The sequence below is a fragment of the Candidatus Poribacteria bacterium genome (assembly GCA_016866785.1).
Classification (GTDB): Bacteria; Poribacteria; WGA-4E.
In genome coordinates, this window is record VGLH01000007.1 from 23,150 (window position 1) to 45,427 (window position 22,278).

18 protein-coding genes are annotated in these 22,278 nt (G+C 63.2%); 1 reads left to right on the plus strand and 17 read right to left on the minus strand.

Annotated features, from left to right (window positions below):
- Positions 1–156: 156 nt before the first annotated feature.
- Positions 157–1,749: a hypothetical protein gene (locus FJZ36_02040; GenBank protein ID MBM3213681.1), complete on the plus strand. Its 1,593-nt coding sequence runs from the start codon at positions 157–159 to the stop codon at positions 1,747–1,749.
- A gap of 62 nt (positions 1,750–1,811) precedes the next feature.
- Here the strand turns inward: FJZ36_02040 and FJZ36_02045 are convergent, their stop codons facing one another.
- The 17 genes from FJZ36_02045 to FJZ36_02125 form a co-directional block, all read right to left on the minus strand.
- On the minus strand, positions 1,812–3,362 hold the full coding sequence (locus FJZ36_02045; GenBank protein ID MBM3213682.1) for a hypothetical protein: 1,551 nt from the start codon (positions 3,360–3,362) through the stop codon (positions 1,812–1,814).
- Complete coding sequence (locus FJZ36_02050) at positions 3,359–4,042, minus strand: HAD family hydrolase (GenBank protein MBM3213683.1); 684 nt, start codon at positions 4,040–4,042, stop codon at positions 3,359–3,361. Before FJZ36_02050 ends, FJZ36_02045 begins: the two co-directional genes overlap by 4 nt.
- A complete protein-coding gene (locus FJZ36_02055) occupies positions 3,927–4,931 on the minus strand; it encodes a GHMP kinase (GenBank protein ID MBM3213684.1) in 1,005 nt (334 codons plus the stop codon). Before FJZ36_02055 ends, FJZ36_02050 begins: the two co-directional genes overlap by 116 nt.
- Before the next feature lie 45 nt (positions 4,932–4,976).
- Entirely contained in the window at positions 4,977–5,690 is a 714-nt protein-coding gene (locus FJZ36_02060) for a nucleotidyltransferase family protein (GenBank protein MBM3213685.1), read from the minus strand.
- A gap of 10 nt (positions 5,691–5,700) precedes the next feature.
- On the minus strand, positions 5,701–6,816 hold the full coding sequence (locus FJZ36_02065; GenBank protein ID MBM3213686.1) for an NAD-dependent epimerase/dehydratase family protein: 1,116 nt from the start codon (positions 6,814–6,816) through the stop codon (positions 5,701–5,703).
- Entirely contained in the window at positions 6,813–7,460 is a 648-nt protein-coding gene (locus FJZ36_02070) for a sugar transferase (GenBank protein MBM3213687.1), read from the minus strand. Before FJZ36_02070 ends, FJZ36_02065 begins: the two co-directional genes overlap by 4 nt.
- Before the next feature lie 107 nt (positions 7,461–7,567).
- Positions 7,568–8,698 carry an adenylyltransferase/cytidyltransferase family protein gene (locus FJZ36_02075; protein MBM3213688.1) on the minus strand — a complete coding sequence of 377 codons (1,131 nt, stop codon included), beginning with the start codon at positions 8,696–8,698 and terminating at the stop codon, positions 7,568–7,570.
- Positions 8,699–8,843: 145 nt separating this feature from the next.
- Positions 8,844–10,034, minus strand: a complete 1,191-nt coding sequence (locus FJZ36_02080) for a glycosyltransferase family 4 protein (protein ID MBM3213689.1) — start codon at positions 10,032–10,034, stop codon at positions 8,844–8,846.
- An 81-nt stretch (positions 10,035–10,115) separates the two neighbouring features.
- A complete protein-coding gene (locus FJZ36_02085) occupies positions 10,116–11,276 on the minus strand; it encodes a glycosyltransferase family 4 protein (protein ID MBM3213690.1) in 1,161 nt (386 codons plus the stop codon).
- A gap of 3 nt (positions 11,277–11,279) precedes the next feature.
- Positions 11,280–12,821, minus strand: a complete 1,542-nt coding sequence (locus FJZ36_02090) for a DUF362 domain-containing protein (protein MBM3213691.1) — start codon at positions 12,819–12,821, stop codon at positions 11,280–11,282.
- A gap of 19 nt (positions 12,822–12,840) precedes the next feature.
- Complete coding sequence (locus tag FJZ36_02095) at positions 12,841–14,256, minus strand: phenylacetate--CoA ligase family protein (protein ID MBM3213692.1); 1,416 nt, start codon at positions 14,254–14,256, stop codon at positions 12,841–12,843.
- Between the two features lie 34 nt (positions 14,257–14,290).
- Positions 14,291–16,465: a zinc-binding dehydrogenase gene (locus FJZ36_02100; protein ID MBM3213693.1), complete on the minus strand. Its 2,175-nt coding sequence runs from the start codon at positions 16,463–16,465 to the stop codon at positions 14,291–14,293.
- Positions 16,462–17,223, minus strand: a complete 762-nt coding sequence (locus FJZ36_02105) for an FkbM family methyltransferase (GenBank protein MBM3213694.1) — start codon at positions 17,221–17,223, stop codon at positions 16,462–16,464. Before FJZ36_02105 ends, FJZ36_02100 begins: the two co-directional genes overlap by 4 nt.
- Before the next feature lie 59 nt (positions 17,224–17,282).
- Complete coding sequence (locus FJZ36_02110; protein MBM3213695.1) at positions 17,283–18,125, minus strand: class I SAM-dependent methyltransferase; 843 nt, start codon at positions 18,123–18,125, stop codon at positions 17,283–17,285.
- Positions 18,118–19,524, minus strand: a complete 1,407-nt coding sequence (locus tag FJZ36_02115) for a lipopolysaccharide biosynthesis protein (protein MBM3213696.1) — start codon at positions 19,522–19,524, stop codon at positions 18,118–18,120. The genes FJZ36_02110 and FJZ36_02115 overlap by 8 nt, the downstream gene beginning before the upstream one ends.
- Complete coding sequence (locus FJZ36_02120) at positions 19,521–20,927, minus strand: glycosyltransferase family 4 protein (protein MBM3213697.1); 1,407 nt, start codon at positions 20,925–20,927, stop codon at positions 19,521–19,523. The genes FJZ36_02115 and FJZ36_02120 overlap by 4 nt, the downstream gene beginning before the upstream one ends.
- On the minus strand, positions 20,921–22,237 hold the full coding sequence (locus tag FJZ36_02125) for a UDP-glucose/GDP-mannose dehydrogenase family protein (GenBank protein ID MBM3213698.1): 1,317 nt from the start codon (positions 22,235–22,237) through the stop codon (positions 20,921–20,923). The genes FJZ36_02120 and FJZ36_02125 overlap by 7 nt, the downstream gene beginning before the upstream one ends.
- Between the last annotated feature and the right edge of the window lie 41 nt (positions 22,238–22,278).

A 22,278-nucleotide genomic window follows, 5' to 3' on the forward strand; every position in this document is an offset into this window, starting at 1 on the left:
GATGTGTCAAGGCGTTTCCGCCTGCGTCCAGGGCATCGCACACGTCGGCTATTGCACCTATCCAGTCCGCATCGTTACGATCAACGCCAGCCGGTTCAATTCCGTTTCAACGCAGCGCCCGTGCTGCGCCCATCACCATTGGATCATTGACGAGATATGCCGTCTCCGGGATTACCAGACCTGCGACTCCGAGCTGCTGAACGCGCCCGACTCGCTCTGCACCGACCGACACTACAGGCGACGTTGCTGGTCATCGCCGTCCTCGCGTGGAGATTGCCCGGCGTCCTCGACGGAGACGTGACTCCGGATCCGCGCGAGCGCCTCATCGCAAGGGAAGCCCAGCGCCTACGTGCGGGTGAACCGCTCACGCTCTTTCACTGGCCCGGAACGCCGTGGGTCGCCTTGATCGCCGCTACCACACCGGATGTGTCCAATGAGCGCGACGTTGCCAAAACCGGACGGCGGTGGACGTTGGCGTTCCAGGTGTTCGCCATCCTGGCGCTCCTCCGACTGGCGCGACGCAATGGCGCAACGGATGGAGCCGCCGCCATCGCGTTGGTCGCCTCGCCCGCGTTCGTCACGGGAGAAGCGGCTCTGGCGCTGGTCGATGTGCCTGCTCTGGCTCTGACACTCGCCTCGTCGCTCGCCGCCTCGGAGCCACGATGGAACGCCCCTGTCCGCGCCCTGGTTGCCGGCGTGCTCGCCGGTCTCGGAGCGGCGTTCAAGCTGCCGGCGGTCATCGCCGTTGCGCCAGCGCTGGTGCTTCTGAATGCCAGCAATCGGAGAGCGGCGCTTTTCCTCAGCGCAATCGCTCTAGGCGGTGTCGCGGTCGGATTCATCGTCGGCTGTCCGTATATCCTCACGAGCATCGTCGATCCCGCCGCCGGTGTGTTCGCCGACCTTCGATACGAACTCGGGCATTACCGCCTCGGGCACTTCGGTATCGTCGCAACGGCGCGCGACATGCCATGGACGCCCGTCGTTCGTCACGCCTCCGCCCTCGCATGGGCTGCGGGACCCCTCCTCGTCGCTTTCGCCGTATCGATGGTGGGTCTCGCCTTGACTCAGATCCGGCACTGGCGGCGGTTCGATGCTGCTCTCTTCGTGTGGTTGGTCTGCGCGGCGGCGCCGATTCTGCTCCAGCGGCTGAGTTTCGGTCGCCACTGGCTCGCCGTCCTGCCGCCGCTGTACCTCACGGCGTCGCGCGCCGTGGTGCGGCTCCCACGAGGCTGGAGAGGGTTCGCCATCGCTTGCGCGGCGCCCGCCGTCCTCCAGGCTGCCCTGGCGTCCGCCGCCATCGAGTCGGCGATACGTCAGCCTTCGACCATCGAGAGCGTCGCGTCGTGGATACGAGCAAACCCGTCACAACCGCTCTCTGCGGGACCCTCACTCCCAGTCCTGAATTGGGTCTACCCGCAGAGCATCGTTACGGGCCCCTTGCTTGCGGATGTCGGTCAGGCGGACGCGTTCCTCGTGGCATCTATAGAGGAGAGCATTCACTCAGCCGTGTCCAACGATCCAGATGCCTATCGTGAATCGGACTTCTTCCCGCTCGAACGCGCCGACTTCGCGTCGGAACCGTTCTACCGGACGTTGCTCGCCGGTTCCAGGTACGTCGAAGCTCGGCGATTCGCCGCAAAGCCGCCGGGCTGGCTCGAACGCTGGGGATTGTTGGAGCGACCACTGCCATTCCCGCTGAACGCGCTGGCGCATCCTGAGTTGCGCATCTACGTCCGATCCGCGAAGTGACAGCCTGTCGGCGGATGTTCGCCCGCCTTGTCGCGTCCGCACAGGCGCGGCTGTGGAACCGGCTAGTAGGTCACGCGAACCGCGACCTCGGCAGTCAAGTGGGTCTCGTCTACCCCGGCTCGATGGTCCAGGTTCCGCACGCGCCGGATGCCGGCGCTCACGACTCCCTCGAAGCCACCCGCGCGCGTGTGCGAGTAAAATGCCGACGATTCCGATATGGACTCCACGGTCCCCGAGAGATAGTTCCACGAGAGCGGATCAGCCGCCGTATGCCGATCCGCAAGGCGTGTCTCGCCCTGCCGCGCGGTTTGGTGCAGCAGACCCGTTCTGCCGCGCGCGCCGACCGCTCGCGAGACTTCGACGGCAATCAGATCGGAGTCCGGGCCCGTGCTCAGTCCCAGCGGCCGCCCGCCCAGCGAGTAGTTCAGCCCGTCCGCTTCGTGTGTATACAGCCACTGGTTCGCGAACGCGTACTCCGCGCGGACGTCGGCTCCGCCGAGCGGAAGCACATCGAATGCGTGGATTCCCGCGTGGACACCGTACTTCGAGTCCCAGTTCCGAAGGAGCCCAACCCCCTCTTGTGGCTGGAGGTCGTCGAAGAAGATGTCGACAAAGGCGACCGTTCGCGGGGCGATCCGCGCCACGATGTCCCCGCCGAAGAACATGTTGTCACCGGCGTAGCCGTCGCCGCCCGGGGCAGCGATGCCACTCTCAACCATCGGCACTAGGAAGACGTAGACGCCGACCGGGTTCACGTACGCGAGCTCGAGGCGATCCCGGTACACCACGCCCTCGTACGCGCTCAATGCCACGCGGTCCGAGACCCGCGCACTCAGACGGTGCCCAGACCAGTAGGTGGAAGTGCCGGCATGGGGGAGCGCGAACGTCAAGCTCTCGAATCGCAGCGGTCCAAAGGACGCGGCAAATCGCACGCCGTCCTTACCGTCCGACGCCGCCGAAAGCGCGAGATGCTCGAAGGTTCCCGGTCCCCACACCGCGTTGAGACGACCCACCTGAACGTTCAAACGCGGCGTGCCAACCGAGACGTGCCCTCGTGCGCCGTTGATCTGGTTCGGGAGGAACGAGAACGATTCGCCCGCCAGCGGATGCTCATCGGGACGATACGGATAGCCCTCCGACGAGACGCCCCAAGTGAGCTCGCTCAGAAAGCCGAAGTTGCCGGTCTCCCCCATGATCCCGGAACGGATCGAGGCAATCGAGCTCACACCCGAATCGTCGCGTTCGGCGCGCGTTTCGATCCCGATCGACACCGCAGCAATACCGAGGGGATCGTTTGAGCGGACCGTCATCGAGCTCGTCTGGAACCGGAGATATGAAAGGAGGTCATGAGCGCGCGCCTCGTCCGACTCCGACAACGGAACCGCAAGAGCTCGTTCGAGCCAATCCACCAACTCGCGCCGGGCGTGCTGCCGGAACCCGATGGCTTCGATGGGCACGACGCCGCGCACGGCGAGCGACGTCAGCAGACGCGATGCTTCGTCGTCCCTACCGAGAAGGATCGTCGGGTTCGCCGACGCTTGCCCAACCACCAGGAACATGCCCGCAGCGCAGAGCACGAGCACCAGACGAAACGCGATCTGACGACGCGTCATCCGACGTGACCTTTGAACGGCGATAGGTGAACCACGAGGAGAGGCACGGCATCGACCAGCATCGCCCGACGCTCGGTCGGCGTCACGCCCAGACTCGACGGCTCTGCTGGATCGGATGTGGCATCGTCGCCGACCAGAACCGTGCGACAGCCGGAAGCCGCCCCGGCGGCGATGTCCGACCACGAATCGCCGACCAACCAGCTCTGCGGCAGGTCGATCCCCAGGTCCAGGCTCGCGCGGCGAAGCATGCCGGGCTTCGGCTTCCGACATTCGCAGTCTGACTCTCGCAGATGAGGACAGTGGTAGATGGCGTCGATACGTCCTCCGTGGGCAGAAACCGCGTCCACCATCCGCTCGTGAATCTCAGCTAAGTCGGACTCGGACATCAGCCCCTTGCCGATGCCCTGCTGGTTTGTGATGACAACCACGGGAAGGTTCAAGAAGGACAGATCGCGGAGCGCATCCAGCGACGATGGCAGGAAGCGGAACTCACGCCAGGACGTGACGTAGCCGCCGATGACGCGCTCGTTGATGACGCCGTCGCGATCCAGAAAGATGGCGGGACTAGGCTTGCCGGATGTTGAACACCATCTTGCTGCCGTCTTGGACGAAGTCAAACGGGAACTCTCGCAGGTGACCGAGCGCCTCACGCACTCTCTCCTGGCGATCGATCGGGACACACAGAAGCAGGAACCCGCCGCCTCCGGCTCCCAGCAGCTTCCCACCAATCGCTCCAGCCTCCAGCGCGGTCTCGTACATGGCGTCGATCTGGCTATTGGAGACCTTGCTGGCGAACTGCCGCTTGAGGAGCCATCCGTCATGCAGGATGGTTCCGAACTCCTCGATCAGTGGACCTCTAGTCGGAGTCCGATTCAGTTCATCCAGGAGTTCCAGGGTTCTTGGGACCAACTTCTTGAGGAGAAGGAAATACTCGGACCGCTCGGGGATGTTCTGTTTCTGCTCGGCAAGTACCGCGTTCGCCTTTCGCTCGATGCCCGTGTAGAAGAGGAGCAACGAGCGCGAGAGCGAACGTCGGGCTTCCGGGCTCACGCGCACGGCCGTCACATCGACTCGATCGTCTTGGCGGAACTCAATGTGGCGGAAGTTGCCGTAGGCGGCGATGTACTGGTCCTGCTTACCGATCGGATGGCGGAGGATGTCGATCTCGACTTCGCACGCTTCACGCGCCAAGTGCTCGGCATCGACCAGTTCGCCTTTGTACGCGTGGAGGGCGTTGAGCAAGCCCACGGTCACACTGCTCGACGAGCCGAGCCCGGTTCCGCGCGAGGGGATGTCCGCCAGGAAGGTGATCTCGACGCCACCATCTACCTCAAGCTTGCGCATGCACTCCCGGACGATGTCATGCTCGATGGCATCGACGTCGGAGACGATCTCTTTCTTCGAGTAGTTGATGTAGATGTCAGAGTCGAACCGTTCTTTCACGATCACATAGATGTACTTGTCGATGGCAGTGCTGACGACGGCGCCTGCGTGATCCAGGTAGAAGTCCGGCATGTCGGTTCCGCCGCCGACAAAGCTGATGCGCAACGGCGTCTGGGTGATGAGCATTGCTGAGTCGGCGCCTCCGGCCCCCTGCAGTCCGCCGCAGGAGCCCTACCGTGTCTCTGATGTGCGTCTCCGGTACCAGTCCAACTGAGCCCGGGCGTAGCTTTCCATTGTGCCGATGTCGCGCAAGTAGCCTTTAACCGGCGTACCGCGCATCTTCCCGACTAGCCGTGGCAGTACGTCCTTGCCGATGTCGGCGTCCGCCTCGCCAATGTAGTCTAGAAAGGACCTTGAGGCAACGTAAATCCCGGCGTTCGCCCATCGGCTCACTGGCTTTTCGGGCTTCTCGACGAAATCGACAATGGTCGAGTCCTCGTCGAGAGTCGCGATCCCACAACCGCGCGGATTGTCGGACTCGAACAGCGCCATCGTCAGCACGTCACGGTCCTGGCGATGGCTCGCTGCCAGATGAGACAGATCGGCGTCCGTCAGATTGTCGGCATAGCAGACCAGGAAGTTGTGATCGCCCTCGACCCATCCGCGGTGTCGCCGGATCGTCCCAGCGCTCCCTAGGAGTTCTTCCTCATGCGACGTGAAGACATGGATGCCGTAGCTCGGACGCGCCGACGCGAGATAGCGTTCCACCGACTCGGGCAAGTAATGCGTATTGATCAGAACCTGACTGATCCGATGCTGCTGAAGCAGATCCAACCAGATCGCTAGCAGAGGTGCTCCATTAATCGGCAGCATGCACTTCGGCAGTTCGTAGGTCAGGGGCCGTAGGCGCGTGCCCAGTCCGGCAGCAAGCAAGAAAGCCTTCACGCGGCGTCCCTCACGCCAGCGCTTGACGGACCGCCCCGACAGCCTTCATCGCCTGCGCGGCATCCTCGAAGTAGTCCGCGAGGTCCGTACGCTCTCCGAGCCACGCCACATAGTCGGCGATGATCTCGTCCAAGGACTTCGTCACACGCCACCCGAGCGCGCAGAGACCGGACACGTCAGACACGATGTGACGTACGTCACCGTAACGGAACTCGCCGGGAACCGAGTAGACGGGATCGACTTTCAGGTGCGCCGCGAGCTTCTCAGCGTATTCGATCTGCGTCGTGGCGACGCCGGAACCCACATTGAACGCCCGGAAGTCGGCTTCGGAACTATCCAGCACGACCATGTTCGCCTCGACGACATCGTCGATATGCACGTAGTCCCGCTGCATGCGCCCGTCTTCGTAGATCACCGGGGTTAACCCCTGGAGATATCGCAGGGAGAAGATGCGGAGGATCCCGCTGTAGGCATTCTTGAACGACTGTCGGGGTCCTTGCGTGATCGAGTAGCGAAGAGCGACCGAGGGAATGCCGTACCGCCGCCCGAAGTTCAGGGCGACCATTTCCTGCGTGTACTTAGACAGCGCGTACTGCGTGAAAGGCTTGACCGTCGCCTCGTCCGTGTGGCGCCACCGCAGATCGGTTCCGCACGTCGGGCAGGGTACCTCCCACTCCGAACGCAGTAGGCGCGCCTCATCGCGCGGTCCTGGGAACTCGATCCGATCGCATGACGGGCAGTAGTACTTCCCCTCGCCGTAGACCGCCTGAGAGGACGCGACGACCACCTTCCGCACGGGCAGGCGTTGTGCCACGATCGTCTCGAAGATCAGCGCCGTGCCGACCGTGTTGACGTCGAAGAATCGGCTGAACTCCGGCAAGAACCCTTGGCGCGCGGCTTCGTGGAACACGACGTCGACGTCGGCGAGGGCTCTCGACATCAGTTCGGGATTGCGCACGTCTCCCGAGAGAACCTCGACGTTGTCCGGAACGTACGAAGGCATTCCTCCGGCGTGAACGACCGGATCCAACGCGTCCACGATGCGGACACGATAGTGGCGCTTAAGGAGGGCATCGACGATATGTGATCCGATGAAGCCGGCGCCGCCTGTGACTAGCGCTCTCATGAAGCCCCTCTGCCGGACAGGACGGCTGGGATGGTCTTCACGAGTATCTTGAGGTCTAGCCAGAAGGACCAGTGCTCGATGTACTCGAGGTCCATCTTCACCCACATATCGAAGTCCTTGATCTCGTTGCGCCCGCTGATCTGCCAGAGACATGTAATGCCAGGCGTCACAGCGAACTTCTGACGATGCCACTCCGAGAAGTGCGGCAACTCCGACTGGAGGCAGGGACGGGGTCCGACGAGGCTCATGTCTCCCTTGAAGACGCTCCATACCTGGGGCAGCTCGTCGAGGCTGTACTTCCGCAGGACTCTGCCGATCTGAGTGATGCGCGGATCCTCGCGCATCTTGAAAACCGGGCCCATCATCTCGTTGTGCGTCATCAGTTCACGCTTGATCTGGTCGGCATTGGCGACCATCGTGCGGAACTTGTAGCTGCGGAACGGTCTGCACCCTTTCCCGATGACCTCCCATCGGTAGAATGCCGGTCCGCGAGATGTCAACTTGACGGCGAGTATGAGCAGAAGGAATACGGGGAGCAACACGACCATTCCGACCGCCGAGACAACGACGTCAAGCAAGCGCTTGAGCGCGCGTTGGATTGGCTTGCTGCCCTCGGCAGGCGTCGTACCGACCGACACTTCCATTCAATCACCCATGGGCGTCAACGACGGCGGAGCCGGTACTGGTGGCTGTCTGAGCGCAATGGTGGAACGCTCTGGTCCGCCGGTAGGTTCACTACGGCACAGCTAGGCTAGCCCTGATGCGGATTCACTCGATCATCCAGTTCCGCGGCAAACTCCATGTAACGCATGTGCGGCTCGACGGGAATCGACCCTGGTGTCGACGACACGAACGACTCCCGACGGTCTGGATCGTCGAAGAGATACAGCGCGTACCCGCCCCATCCGGCGCCACAATACTTTCGCGATGCCCCGCCTGCTTCCGGGAGAGGCGGCATGCGCTCGTCCAACTGCACTTCGTATGATCGGTCGATCGCTTCGCGCAACAGATCGATGTCGCTGTTGAGAGCTCCGCGCATCGCCGTCTCGCCTGCCTCGACGATCGCGTCATAGTCCCGGTGGATCAACGCTGGGTCGAAGGATTCATCCCGCGCGTACGTCCACACGGCGACCATGTGTCCCTTGAGGAACGCCGGGTTCCGCTTCATGACCAGCCCGGCTGCGTCGCCAGCTCTCCATACGCACAAGCCGGTCTCCAAGACGACGGCGGGGTCTTGCCAGCCGCGACCTCCAGCCCACTCGGACAAGAACGAGTTGTTGCCGTGCAACGCGCTCCATGCGGCGGACCCGCCCAAGCCGGCGCCCTTCTCGTAGGACCACTCCCCGATGCCCACCAGAGGCGACACGGAGCAGTTGACCACATATCCCTCGATCCCGCCGCTCGCCTTCACGTAGTCGAGCCACCCGCCTGCGATATCGACGCGAAGCGGAACCATCCACGGCGCTGCGGCGCGCGCGCGCATCTCGGTCGAACTGATCTGCTCATACGTGAGGGTCTTCGGAAGGACGACATACTCGCAACCGACTTTGGCGCATAGCTCGCGCTTCATCGACTCGAACCGGTCATCTTGCGTGACGGCGAGGATGCTGGGGTTGATCCGCTCGAAGACCTCTTGGAAGTCGAGGCCGACCCGATCTCCCGAGCTCAGGTAGGCTTCGTCGACGTACTGAATGGCACGAACGACCTCCAAGCGGTGTTGTTCCGGCATCGCCGGGAGTCGGTACTTGTGCCGCATCAGCACGCGATCTGACGCGACGGACACGACGAGTCGGTCGCCTAACGCCCGAGCCGCTCGAAAGAACTCGATGTGTCCACCGTGGATCGTGTCATAGCAACCGGAGACGAAGACCGTTCTCCCCATGTGTCTTCCCATCAACGTTTGAGGCTCCGGTGACGGACTCCCTAGCTCGGGTCGGTCGCGAGTCGAGCGCTCCGAATGTCCGTGGACGCGTGAACGTTAGCACGCCAGACCAGAGACGCACAATGCCAGGCTGCAGAAACAACACCTATCGCGAGTAGAACGCACTCGCCGTGGTGTCGTACCATTCGATCAACTGCCCCGCAATCGAGTCCCAGTCGAGCACGGCTTCGGCGAACCGGCGAGCGTTGTCGCCGCGCGCGCGCGTAGCGCAGATGTCCGACAGAGCCGACTCCATGGCATCCGCGAAGGCAGCCGGAGAGTCGTCGTGTGCAAGCACGCCGATGTCGTGCTCGGCGAAGACGTCCGGTAAATCGGTCGCAGGCGTAGCGACGATCGCTCTACCGCAACAGAAGTAGTCTCCCATCTTCGACGGCCATCGCGCCATGTTGGCAGTCGTCAGCTGGAGCGGCAGCAGAGCCTGGTCGGCAGCGCCGACATGCCTGAGCATATCGCTGAACGATTCCAGCCGACCGGTTGTTCGAACGCGAAGCCGTTTGGCGTCCAATGGGCTCACGTCGTGTTCCCCGACGAGCACGGTCAGCGGCAGTGCACGTCTCTGTCTCAGCAGTTCCAACGAGTCCAGCAGGAGCTTCAGATCGAAACGATTCAGCGCACCGACGTAGACCTGGATCGGATCATCTTCCGGGAGCCCGAGACCTCGCCTCAACTCGCGCTGTGGGTTCCCCCAACCGAATGGGACATAGCGCGAGACAAAGCATCCGGGGCGCTGGATGAGGATCCGCGTCGGATCGTAGCCCATTGAGCTCAGCCGTCTGAACAGCGCCTGCGACACCACGGTTGCCGAATGGGCGTGATGGCGAAACGCCTCTTCAAACCACGTCTCGAGATGCCCGAAGGTGTCCTGGTAGAGTCGGGAGGAGCGGCCCACCATGGTCCCGCCTTTCCCGAACCAGTCCCACCAGCTCAGCACCAGCGGACGCTGCTGGACATGACGGAAATACAGCGCTGGCAGCAACACGGCTGGCCGGCAGTCGATAGCATGGACGATATCGAACGCCTCAGCCCGCAGGCGGAGGATCCGCCGGATGCCGTTGATCGGGTCCGCTCCTTGCCTGAGCGGGCCCCACAACAGATCCGGTGCTTCGAGGTACTCGACGTTCGCCTGCACACGCCGCTGGAACCGCAGCAACCGAGTCGGCGACGTCGAAACCAACGTCACGCGATGGCCCCTTGCCGCGACGGCTTCCGCCATCTCGGCGACCTTGACATAGGCAGAGCCGTTGCAGACGTTGTGGATCAGCATCGCGACGCGCATCGAATAGTCCCTAAGGATCGACGGATCGGGTCGTGCTGCACAGGCAGCGGCGTCCCATGGCGACGCTTGCCGACTGTACGACTACATGTGGGCGGCTTCGGCGTAAATGCCGATCATTTGCCCCGCCGTCCGCTCATAGGAGAAGTCCTGCGCTCGCGCGAGACCGCTTTCGCGTAACCTTGTGTGCAGATCATCCTCGCTGACGACTCGCTCGATGGCGTCCGCAATCTCATCGACAGATTTCGGATCGATCAACACCGCGGCGCCTCCGGCGATTTCGGGGATGGACATCACGTTGGACGCTATGACGGGAGCCCCGCAGGCCATGGCTTCCGGGATTGTCAGACCGAACGTCTCGTAGTGTGACGGATACACGAATACGCTCGCGCCATTGTAGAAGAGAGCTACGTCCGGATGCGGAAGGTAGCCCGTGAAAACAACACGGTCAGCAAGCCCGATGGCTTCTGCCTGCCGTTTGATCTTGCCGAGATACCCGTCCGTGTCATTCCCGCCGACGCATACCAAAAGCATGTCTTTGCACGCCGGCTTGTCGCAAACCCGTCGAAACGCTTCGAGCAAACCCTCTGCGTTCTTGTACGGATAGAAACTGGAGACAAACAGCACGTACGGACGTTCGATCCTGAATCTCCGCGAAAGCTCAGCCTTGACGAACGCTAGGTCCATGACGTGGAAGATGGTCGGGTCGTATGCCTCGTGGACCTTTCGTATCTTCGCTCGGGGGACACGCAGAAACCTGTCGACGTCTTCGACGCAACTATCGGAGTTTGCGACGACAAGCGTCGCACGCCGCGCCGAACGCTCCAGCATCAGGCTCCGGTAGGTTCGCACGCGCCACGGAACTGCTCCCGCATGATGAAACTGCGTAAGCGCCTTCACCGTCAGGACGAGCTTGCCCGGTGACGTGATCGGAGCAATCGTCGCTGGCGCGTTGAACACATCGACGCGGTAGCGCCAGAGCAATGCAGGAATCGATGTGTGTTCCGCCAAGACGCGCCACTTGCGGGCTTCGTTGGACGGGCCGCCATGGACTAGGCGAAAGTTCTGGTACCCGAACTCGTAGAGATGCCGGTTCGTCCGACTGACAAACACGACGTACTCGTTCTCGGTGTCGAGCTTGCCGATCTCCCGCAGCAGATTGATGAAGTACCCTTGCGCGCCGCTGGGGCTGAAGGGGTTCTCAGATAGCGTGTTGAAGCCGATCCGCATCGGTGCCCGTCTCACGCGTTACGCGTTCGGTTCCTGTTCGTCTGCCAGCAGCTCGATGTGACCTCGCCAGCCGGGGTGCGGGTCGAACTCCACGCCCACACGCCGACGATGGCGCATCATCGACGAAACATCGCCATCTCTTGCGTGGACACGCAGCGCGTCCGGGTCCGCGAGCCGGAAGCGCTCGGCAAGCGAGCCCGTCGACGCCTCCGCCTGGGCGAACCCGAGCTGCGGTACCTTTCGCCAGTCAAACCCCATGAGCCGCGTCACCGCCATGTCCACCGCGTACGGATGGTCCCCGACGACCACCCAGCCGCTGGCGATTGGCTTGGGGGACAGGGGTCCGTGCAACTGCCCGCCGACGATGCCATCGACGACCGATAGGAACCGCCTCTGCGGCTCATCCCGGATCGTGCCGTCGGCATCGGCGTAGATCAGGATGTTCATCAGATCGACGGCCATGCGCCAGCAGGTGTCGTTGCGGTGCCAGTTCCCGGCCACGACCGGCTTGTCGACGCGAACGTGCAATCCATCGCGCAGCAGACGGTATGCGCCAAATACGACCGAGTAGATGAACTCCCCAACGCGCGACCCCGATGTCAGCAGGCGCTCCTGGAGCCATGTCCTCGCTGCCAGGGCTTTTCGGCCCTTGACGTCCATCGTGTCCGGGTATTCGTCGCCGCCTTCTCTGGGCGAGCCGACGCGGTAGTGGGGCAGGTAGTTCTTGTCGCCGTTGATCCCGACGAGGTTCTTGATATTCAGCGTGACGCCGACCTTCTTATGCACCTTCATCTTGGGCGCATTGATGACGATGTCAGCCTCTAGGACGGTGCGGGAGACTAGGTACTCGTGGCGACCCTCGTGATGGTGGCTCACGGTCTCGGTTCGGTCGTAGTCACTGCCGTAGAGACGCTCAGGATTCGGCAGATCCGCGAGCGCACTTCGTGCTCCCAGGTCGACGACGGTGTACCCATTAGGATCACCATCCAAGTAGACGCGGTCATCCTGCCGAACGTACCCGCGATCCGTCACGCGACGGCGCAGCTTGCGCAGGTCGAGGAAAGCGAAATCGAGCCTGTGGCGCTCGTAGAACGCCGTGATGGCTTCGAACCCGCCCCATGCCGACAGTTCCTCAAAGTCGCAGTCCCACTGCGGCGCGTCAGCGATCCGCACAGAACCGGACCCCTGGAGGGCGATGAACGCGTAGTCGGCGATTGCCCGGAGCACCGACGGGTGTGTGACGACCGGATCGAGCCCATGGCCCTCTTCGTTGAACGAGAGCACGAAGTTCGGCTTGATGACGACGCGATCCCCAGGCTCAATGACCGTCCCTAGCGGGTTCCAGCGATCCGTTCCGTAGTTCGCCGAATCCATGCCGTTCAGATGGAACGCTTCACGCACAGCGGCATACGCGTGATTCGGTTGAGGTGAGTGTTCCCCAAGCCGGTACTCGGGATAGACGTCGCCGGGGTGGTAGGGAGGTTCCTGAGGATACATTGGGAACTCGACGTGGGCGACCGCGACGTCTGCCGTCATCGATGCATTCTCTGCGGTGGACATGCTGTTCGTAGGCGTCGGCTCAATCGGAGTACCGCACCGGGAGTCGCTGGATCAGGAACCGGTGCTTCCCGGATGCGCTGCGCGGGATCGATTCGACATACTCGATGTGGATGTCGATACCTGCCAGTTTCTCCCCAATCTCGTCGCAAATCCGCCGCTCGTCCGCCTCGCCGTAGTCCGGACGCCTCGCGATGCGCATCGACAGTTTGCCGGGCTCTACCTGCTCAAACTGGAACTGCTCGACGCGGTCGAACAGGTCGTTGTGCATGTTCACCGCGGTCATCGAGACGTGCCGGCCGTCGCTTGTGACAACAAGCTCCTGCAACCGTCCTTCGATGCGCGAGACCCGCAGAAAACCGGGGCACTGGGAGGTCTCGGATGTGTCGAGAGCCGCCAGGTCACCAGTTCGGTAGCGTATGAAGGGCATCGCCCGATTGTGGAACCCGGTCACGACGATCTCTCCGACGTCACCATGGCGCGTCACCGGTTCGCCTGCCGGAGAGAGCAGCTCGGCGATGCCATACGCCGCGTGGAAACAATACCCCGGCGGATCGTCCACCTGCAAGGCGAACGCGGCACGCTCAGCCATCCCGTACCACGACACGACGGGGCATCCGAACGCCGTCTCGACGAGCCGGCGTTGCCAGTCGTAGAGGTTCTCCGACGCAAGGAGTGCGGCGCGAAGCGGCGGAGGCCTCTGACCCGTTTCGATGACATGCTGCGCCAGGATCGTCGCTGCGGACGGATAGGCGTGCAGGTACTCCGGCCGATACCGCTGCATGGCGGGCAGAAAGTGCTCGGCAATGACCTGTGGCGAGAGGTGGTACGAGGACAACAGCAGTTCTCGCGCCAGTGGGTCGTGGGCGTGATAGCGGCCACGTTCAGCGGAACCGACGAACTTGCCCCGAAGCACGACGTTGCGGCTTCGCGGCGTCCACCCGACCTGAGCCCATGTCTCGTGCAGGTGTGCCAGGGTCGCCACGTTCGTCCTGCCGCGTTCCAGGTAGAATCCGAACGGGATGCCGGTCGATCCGCTGGTGGTCATGTACGTGAGCCGCTGTGGTGGGCAGTCGTCAGCGACGAACCGCATCCGATCGTCGCTCAGAGCCACCTTGTCGAGGGCAGGGAGCCTTCGGAGGTCGTCCAGCGACCCGAACGAATCGGCGTGCCAGCCGTGTCGTCTGAATAGGTCGCGATAGAACGGCACGCGCTGTCGAGCGTGTTCGAGCAGGCTCCGCAGGACGTCCAGTTGGTACGCTTCAGTCTGGTCGCGGTTCCACGTGCACGCGGCGCGGAACTGCCTTCGCGCCTCGACGTAGAGACACGCCAGCCTCGGCGAGAACACGACGTCGCGGAACCCGGCCCGAAGCGGATACGGCACGACACCGTACGCTGCCTTGAAGGCATGCACCAGCAGATCTCGTTGCGGTCCCATCACGCACGTGGCCCATCTACGGACACCAGAACCGTCATTCGACCTCCGCTTGAAGCCCGTCGGCCTGGGGCTGAAGACGATCCTCGACCCAGAGCGTCATCTCCGTCGCGTGTAGCTGTTCCCAGACAGGGATGGGTGGTTCTGTTCCGTGTCGTATGGACTGGAAGAACGCGCGCACGGCGGATCGGTGTCCCTTATCCGCCACGCGTCTGCTGTCGCCTTTCGCGCGCACGCCCTTGGCAGCCCAGCCGCGATAGTCGTTGAGGGTGAGCACCGCCCCGTCGACAAAGACCTCCATCGTCTCTTTCGGGTGGTCCGATGATCCCAGCGCGGTGTAAGTCAGCGTCGCGATGCTTCCCTCTGCGAATGCGAACGTCGCGGAGAAGTTGTCATCGTGCCGGCAATGATGGGTGCGCGGCACGATGTGGGTTACAGCAACGCTCTCAACCGATGCGCCCGTCAGGTAGCAGAACAGATCGTAGATATGGCAAGCTTCGCCGCGATTTCGTCCGCCGCCAGATGAAGAAAAGAACCAATGGTCGGGCGGCAGACGGCCTGCGTTCATCCGGTAGTCGATGATCATGGGGTTGGTGCGCCGTCCGACGATGCTCGCCATTGCCGCAATGTCCGGCGCAAACCGTCGGTTGAACCCCGTCTGCAGCACAGGCGCATCCGAGCCGAGCTCCGAAAGCAGATCCTGGATGTCGTGGTACTCCTTCCAGGTCATGCAGAGAGGCTTCTCGACGAGGACATGCTTCCGGGCTCTGAGCGCGAGCATCGCCATCGAGGCATGGACATCGTGAGGCGTCGTCAGGATGACGGCGTCGATGGTTTCGTCGGCAAGCAGCGCCGCGTAGTCCGTCAGCGCGTGGTCGGCTCCTAGCTGACGGGCGACAGCGACAGCGTTCGCCCCTGTGCGGCTCACCACGGCCCGCACCTGGCATAGATCCGACAGCTCCGACAAGATGGGCACATAGGTGCCCTTGGCGAAGCTCCCTGCACCCACCAAGGCGACACGAACCGGCGATTCAGACTGAATCCCCCGTCTCGGCGTGTGTTCCAGGCGGACATGCGTCGATGGGGCATCGCCAGGGTCCGGGTAGTCCAGCACGACCAGCAGGGGCTTCTGCTGCCCGTGCTGGAGCTCACGGTACGCGTCGGCCGCCCGATCGATTGGGTAGGCAGCTTCGACCAGCGGCCCGACATCCATCGCCGAGTCACGAAGGAGTTCCAGGTACGCCCTCATGTTGCGCTGCTCGGTCCAGCGAACGTACGCGAACGGATAGTCGACGCCGCGCTCTTCGTATTCGGGATCGTACCGACCGGCACCGTACGAAGTCGAGATGAGGAAGTCCAGTTCCTTCTCGTAGATGTCCTGGCGGCGCACATTCAGGCCGACGTGGCCGACCAGGACCACTCTGCCCTTTCGCCGGCACATGCGGAATGCCGTCGAGATCACCTCGTCGTTGGCTGCATGCGCGGCAACGATCACACCGTCGGCGCCGAGGCCGTCCGTGTTCAGTAGCACTTGCTCCACGGGGTCGTTTGCAGCCGGGTCGATGTGTGTCGCCATCCCAAGACGTTCCGCCAGGGCGACTCGATTGGCGGAGAGGTCCGATCCGATCACGCGGCAACCATTGGCTCTGAGCGCCTGAGCGGTCAGTTGGCCCACTGCCCCAAGGCCAATCACGACAAACGTCTCACCGATCGTCGGGGATGCGCGACGTATCCCCTGAAGGGCGATCGCACCGAGCGCCACCGTGCTCGCATGGCGGAACGGCAACGCCGGAGGAACAGGCACGACGAGGTTCTTTGGAACGCAGATCACTTCTGCGTGATGGGCGAACTGCGCACCGGCACATGCTACTGCCATTCCAGGCAGTAGACCCTCGACTCCCCGCCCTAGTTCGAGGACGACGCCTGCCGCAGAGTATCCGATCTGGTGTGCAGCGGACACCTTCCGCCGGACCTCGCGGATCGTTGCCCGGACGCCCGATGACAAAGCCCGGTCGATGACCTGTCGAACTCTCTGTGGTTGCTCCAGCGAGCGCTGGATCAATGACTTCCCGCTCGCCTCAAGCGAGGCAAGCTCCGTGCCGGGAGAAACGCACGAGGCGCGCACGCGCACAAGGACGCATTGGTCCTGCACGACGGGAGCCGGCACGTCATCGACGATCACCTCGCCGTCCTTGAGGAACACCTGCCTCACGTCACGCGCCCCCCCGGAGAGGGATTCGTCGTGGGTTTCACGAACAAGGCGTCCACATAGGAGACGTGCCCGTCCCGCGGGTCATAGACCTGGGCGACGTTGCCCCCGTACTGGAACCCAAGCCCACACAGCGCCACCACCAAGGCGTCGAACCGTGCCTGCCCCTCGTAGATGCTGTCGAGATTCGCCTCAATGGTGCATGCGCGCGCTCTGCCCAGCGTGCGCGTCGCTCCCCGGATCACTCGGTCCTCGAAACCCTGGACGTCCATCTTCACCAGGATGCCATCCTCGAGCGACTCGCCCGCCAGCGCCGAATCAAGCGTATCGATCGGCACGCTGATCCGTTCCTGATCCAACAGTTCCGGGTGGAGACGACCGAAATCGCTTGTGGTCTGAAGCATCGACGATGATGGAGAGAACTCACGGTGTCGCAGCATCGTCGCCTCGCCTGGGGCTTCTCCGAGCGCGATAGGAAACACCTTGACGCGCCCTGCGCTGCCTTCCGCCCACGTCGAAAGCCGCGCCGCGACATCTGGGAGTGGTTCGAAACAACAGACCTTGGCATTCTTGAAGGTCTCGAGGGCGAACTGCGCAAACTGCCCCTCGTTGGCACCAATATCGATCACGCTGCGGATGGACAACCGGCTCAGGCTTCCCCATACCTGTTCGGAAAGAGAGGACGCGCGAACTACGTCAAGCCCTACGGAACGGAGTGCGCGATGCGCGAGGCGTTTCGCTATGGAGAGCAGGGATCGCATGGCGCTGAATGAGTCCTCCGACCTGTGTCCTTGGGCAGCAGCTCGCAAGTGCCGAGCGCTCAGATGGGAGAGCAGAAGGCAAGGACGCACTGCTTGGCGTCGCTTGTGGCACACGCCTGCACCAGACGAGGCAAGATGCCCGGCAGATGGTAGTTGAACGTGTCCATGCACTCAACCCGGAAGCCACTCCATTCGAGCACCTTCCTCACGTCGGACGGAGTGTACTCCCGATTGTGCCCGGCGTACGGGTACTCACTGTCGTAGTAGTGTTCGATGGCCGGGAAAGGGGGGCGGCCGCGAAGCAGCATGCGCAGGCGTTTCCAAAGCGATGCCGCGTTCGGAACGTCGAGTACGAAACGTGAGGTGCCGTCTCTGAGAAGTCCGTGGCATTTCTGGAGCAACGCTCTTGGGCTGCCGTTCAGGTGCTCGATGACAGCCATCAGGAGTACCGCGTCGAATGTGCCGGGCAGAGGGTCTGAGATGATATCGAGGTCGAGGAACTCGATCGACGTCTCCCGAAGGGCGCTTGTGATCTTGGCGTATTCGCCAGCGTAGAGCTCGTGCTTCTCGACGGTCACCACATGGAACCCGAGTTCCGCCAACATGAGGGGCAACGTCGGAACGAAACTGCCGACATCGACCACGGTGCCCCCATCTGGGAACTGACGGCGAAGGTACGTCGCAACCCGCATGTACGGGACGGACTCGTTGTCGATCCGATCCACGACCGGATTGTGGGCAGCACGCGCGATGTCGCGGTCGTACTTGCTCAGCCGATCCCAGTCCAGTTCTCTCAGAACCGGCGCGAGGCGGGTTCTGGCGCTCCGAAACGCCTCGACCACCTCCTTCGGGGTTCTCATTCGCATTCCCTTCGACTGCATCAGCCCTTGACTGTCAGCCATTGGAGCTGTTGGGCGAGCTCGGGTCGGCACGGCGTCCCAAGGTCAGGGCTCTACGCATGATACTCGTGTCACACCAGCCCCGCCAACCAAAGCCCTCCCACGTGTGGTACACGGCAAGGCACAGAGCCAACCAGACGATCTGAGACACAGAGAACGAGATAGCGAACCATGTCGTCCCTGCTGAGTGCGTTGCGACAGCACATGGGACGAATATCGCAGTGCCGACGGCAGGGAGCACCGACGTCACCAGTGGGAACCCGCGCGCGGCGATCACCTGGATGACCGCCGAGGCGACCACGGTCGCGGCGATCCCCGGGAACGAGGCGACCAACACGTAATCGGGGTCCGCGAACTCCGCGCCGAACACTATCTGCGTAAACGAGGTGGGGAACGCCAGGACCACGAGGAACCCGGCTGCCAAGGCAAGCGTCATTGCCTGGACCACAGCAACGGTGGTCGAACGGATCGAGCGCTGCGCCGCGTATGGCAGCAGCACACGCCCAAGAACGCCGGACACCTGACGTCCCGTGTCAGCCAGCGTGTTGACGCAATTCCACAGCCCGATGAACACCGGCGTCATCAGCCGCTCGGCGACCAGGTATGGGCTTCGAAAGAAAAGGGCGGTCGAGAAGTTCGCCAGGACTGCCCGGAAGCCGAGACCCCCGAGCTGCACGACGAGCGCGGTTCCACCAGCAGAGCCGGTCCCGAGCCGTCGCCGGACGAGAAGCCATGAGGCAAACGCGCAGACGACAAACGAAGCAGTCCACATCACGGACGCCCTGAATGCGTCGACCCGGATCTGCGCGACAACCGCGCCAACGGCAAGCGAAGCGAACATGAGGGGGTAGATGAGCGCGACGATGGCTCGCCGGAGGAAGTCCTGCTGGCCGATGAACAGCGACTCCACGCCTGTCCGGTATGCCAGTGCGACTGCCGCAACGATCCACATGACGCGCTCGGCGATGCCCGCTGACGTTGCGACGTGTAACCCCTCCGGGAGCATGTTGAGCAACGGAGCCACAACTGTCGCCGCTCCGACAAACAGAGCCAAAGAGAGCACCATCAGTCTGTGCGAGGTCTGCTCGCGGCGAGCGTCCGACGCGACAAACACCGGGATGCCGTAAATGACTCCGAGCGAGGTAAACGGAAGAAGAAGGAAGACAACGCTCTGGAAGATGCCGAACTGCCCGTACGCAGCCGACCCCATCGCGCGACTAAGGAGCATCTGGGCGAGAACCGAGCACGGGAACTGAACCGCCATCGCGATGTAGGAAATCACGACGCCCCGCCGGAGCGTATCGCGGCGTCGGTTGTCTGAGAGCTCGCCCATCTCGTCGCCGTGGTTCATGTGATCCTGCAAGCGCGGGCCCGCTTCTGCGCCGAAGTCTCCTGCCTTCACGTCTCCAAGCCCTCAGCCTGTATCCCAACGATGGCGTCGAGCTCCGTGGCAAGCTGGGAGGTCAGATGCTGGCGGTCGTACCGCGCGAGCCCGTCGACGGAAAGGTCGCCAAGCCCCCCCGACCGCCAGCGGACAACCAGTTCCGCCAGCGCCTCGGCGATCCGCTCGGGATCGTTCCGAACACAGACGCCCAGTTGGTTATCCTCGACCAGCGACCAGGCGGACCCAGGGTCCCCGATATAGAGTTGTGGTCGGCGCGCCGCCCAATAATCGTAGATCTTGCCAGGCACCATGGACGGGAAGCCAACGTCTCCGACGGTCAACAGAAGGTCCGCGTTGCGCGTCACTTTCCAGAACTCGTCGCGTGGCAGAAATCCGACCTCACTGACGCACTCAGTCAAGCCGGCCCTCCACGCGTGCTCCGCAGATACGCGCGGCAGAGGGCCCACGAACAGGAGATCGATTGCCTCGTAGCAGTCCGGCATGTCGCGTCGTAGGTGCGACAGCGCGTCGAATAGCGCGCGCGGGTCGCGGGTCGGCGGCATCACCGTCCCGGCATGTACAATGCGCAAGCGCCCATCATCTCGGTCGTCACGAGGCGTCGAAGCGCCAACCTGCAACTCATCCAGGTCGCATCCGTTCGGGATCATGCGAATCTTGCGACGCTGTGCGCCGTATCGTGCGACGAAGTCCTCGTAACTCCGGGTGGAGACCACGACGACGCGGTCAACCGCTTGCACCGTCCGGCGCTCGACCCATCGCCCGATGGCTCGCTGGATTCGGCTCTTTGTGTAGAACGGAGGCGTGTCCACCCAGTCGTCGCGTACATCCCAGATGACTGGCTTGTGGTAGATGCGTCGCGCCAGCCATGCCAGGACGACCATCGACCGGGGCGGCGCTGTCACGAACACAGCATCGACCCCGCGGCCGGACATCCAACGGCGCATCCGCCAGAGAGCGAACGGGACCCACGCGATCATGGGATCGTAGGTGAGAAGGTGTCTGTCGAGGAGCCCCTGCACGGTACGGCAGAACGCGCGCAATAAGCGCTTTGGGCCCAGGGATTGCTTCCCTGTGGCGGCTCTTGGGTCCGTTGGGGCGGACCCTCCTCGCAGAAGACGGACGAGGAACGCCGGCGGCTGGATCGCCCGAATGCGATCGACCGTCACTCGCGGATCGACTTCTGTCAGGAGCGACGCGCTGTCCCGCCGGACGTACGGGTTCCCGGAGTCGCGGATCGTGAGGACGATGGGCTGCCAGTCGTGGTCGAGCAGATACCGGCTGAACTTTGTCGCCCTGATGCTGCCACCGACCGTCCCAAATGGCGGGTACTGGTAGACGGCCATGAGGAGACGACGTGCGCCGGACTGCGGCTCATGGCTTGACGTTGTCACCTCTACCATAGGAGGCCGACGTACCGGTCGGCCGAGATGGCGTCCCTGTAGCTGCCATTCAGGTCGAGAACCGGAGCCTTCGCCGCCCGTAGGACCTCCGCGAAGCTCTGGTCGAACTTCGACACGACGTGAAGGTCAGCAACGACGGCAAGCTCCGCCGCGTTGGGGACATGCAGGTCCAGGGCGTGCGGAATGCGCTCCTCCAGGTAGGCGACGCTATCGCTGCCCCCGCGCCGGGTGAGGGCTCCGGCCACGTCGGGATCATGCCATTGAGCCGGTACGCCGGCAGCCAGGATGCCATGTAGAAGATCGACCACCGGGCTCTCGCGCACATCTGCCGTGTCGGACTTGAACGAGATCCCCCAAACGGCGACGCGTTTCGGGCTGAGAGAGAGCACTCGATCCAGCGTCCGCGCCAGATGTCGCTGGTTGCTCGGGATTGCCGACTCGAGGAGAGGCAGCCTAAGGTCGCTTCTGCCCGCCAGGAACGCCAGGGCCCGAAGGTCTTTCGGTAGGCACGAGCCTCCAAACGCGAATCCAGGACGGAGATACGCTCTCGACGTGTTGAGCTTGGTGTCCTTAACGAATGCGCCCATCACGGCGTGGCTGTCCAGACCCAACGTTGCGGCGAGCGCGCCGATCTCGTTGGCGAACGCCACTTTGACAGCGTGGTAAGCGTTGCAGGCGTACTTCAACATCTCAGCCGCAGCCGGAGCCATCACGTGGAAAAGGTCAGGGGACGAAGCAACGAAAGGTGCGTACAGCTCGCGCACGACGGCGGCCGTGTGCTCGTCGTCGGTGCCCACGACAATGAACGCGGGAGACTCGAAGTCGCTGATCGCCGAGCCCTCCCGCAGGAACTCCGGGTGGCTGCACACGTCGACGTCGTCGCGCCCAACGCGCTCTCGTAAGAGAGCCCGGTACCGCTCGGACGTACCAGGCAGCGACGTGCTGCGAAGCGCGACGACGTAGGGGCGGCCGTTTGCCGACAGCGCGGAACCTATATCGCCAACCACAATGTCCATGGCAGCCATGTCCGGCGAACCGTCCGCGCCCGTCGGCGTGCCGACGCACACGACCGCCAGTTCCGTCGCGCCGACGGCCGCATCGAGTCGCTGCGTCGCCTCCAGACGGCCAGTTGCCCGCATCTCGGCGATGAGGTCGTCCAACCCCGGTTCTGTGATCGGTGCCTCGCCGGCATTGATCCGCTCGACCTTGCCAGCCATCCGGTCGACGCCGACGACATGGTGACCCAGCTTCGCCAGGCACGCACTCGTCACTGCGCCAACGTAGCCCAGCCCGATCACTGCGACCTTCATCGAACGCTCCTGCGATCCGGTTCGCTGAGCCCGACACACGA

Bases quoted from the DNA above. Each gene is read 5' to 3' on its own strand.
- FJZ36_02045 (MBM3213682.1), bottom strand. From the start codon at position 3,362: ATGACGCGTCGTCAGATCGCGTTTCGTCTGGTGCTCGTGCTCTGCGCT.
- FJZ36_02055 (MBM3213684.1), bottom strand. From the start codon at position 4,931: ATGCTCATCACCCAGACGCCGTTGCGCATCAGCTTTGTCGGCGGCGGA.
- FJZ36_02070 (MBM3213687.1), bottom strand. From the start codon at position 7,460: ATGGAAGTGTCGGTCGGTACGACGCCTGCCGAGGGCAGCAAGCCAATC.
- FJZ36_02065 (MBM3213686.1), bottom strand. From the start codon at position 6,816: ATGAGAGCGCTAGTCACAGGCGGCGCCGGCTTCATCGGATCACATATC.
- FJZ36_02095 (MBM3213692.1), bottom strand. From the start codon at position 14,256: ATGGGACCGCAACGAGATCTGCTGGTGCATGCCTTCAAGGCAGCGTAC.
- FJZ36_02120 (MBM3213697.1), bottom strand. From the start codon at position 20,927: ATGGTAGAGGTGACAACGTCAAGCCATGAGCCGCAGTCCGGCGCACGT.
- FJZ36_02075 (MBM3213688.1), bottom strand. From the start codon at position 8,698: ATGGGGAGAACGGTCTTCGTCTCCGGTTGCTATGACACGATCCACGGT.
- FJZ36_02125 (MBM3213698.1), bottom strand. From the start codon at position 22,237: ATGAAGGTCGCAGTGATCGGGCTGGGCTACGTTGGCGCAGTGACGAGT.
- FJZ36_02110 (MBM3213695.1), bottom strand. From the start codon at position 18,125: ATGGCTGACAGTCAAGGGCTGATGCAGTCGAAGGGAATGCGAATGAGA.
- FJZ36_02090 (MBM3213691.1), bottom strand. From the start codon at position 12,821: ATGTCCACCGCAGAGAATGCATCGATGACGGCAGACGTCGCGGTCGCC.
- FJZ36_02080 (MBM3213689.1), bottom strand. From the start codon at position 10,034: ATGCGCGTCGCGATGCTGATCCACAACGTCTGCAACGGCTCTGCCTAT.
- FJZ36_02105 (MBM3213694.1), bottom strand. From the start codon at position 17,223: ATGCGATCCCTGCTCTCCATAGCGAAACGCCTCGCGCATCGCGCACTC.
- FJZ36_02040 (MBM3213681.1), top strand. From the start codon at position 157: ATGCCGTCTCCGGGATTACCAGACCTGCGACTCCGAGCTGCTGAACGC.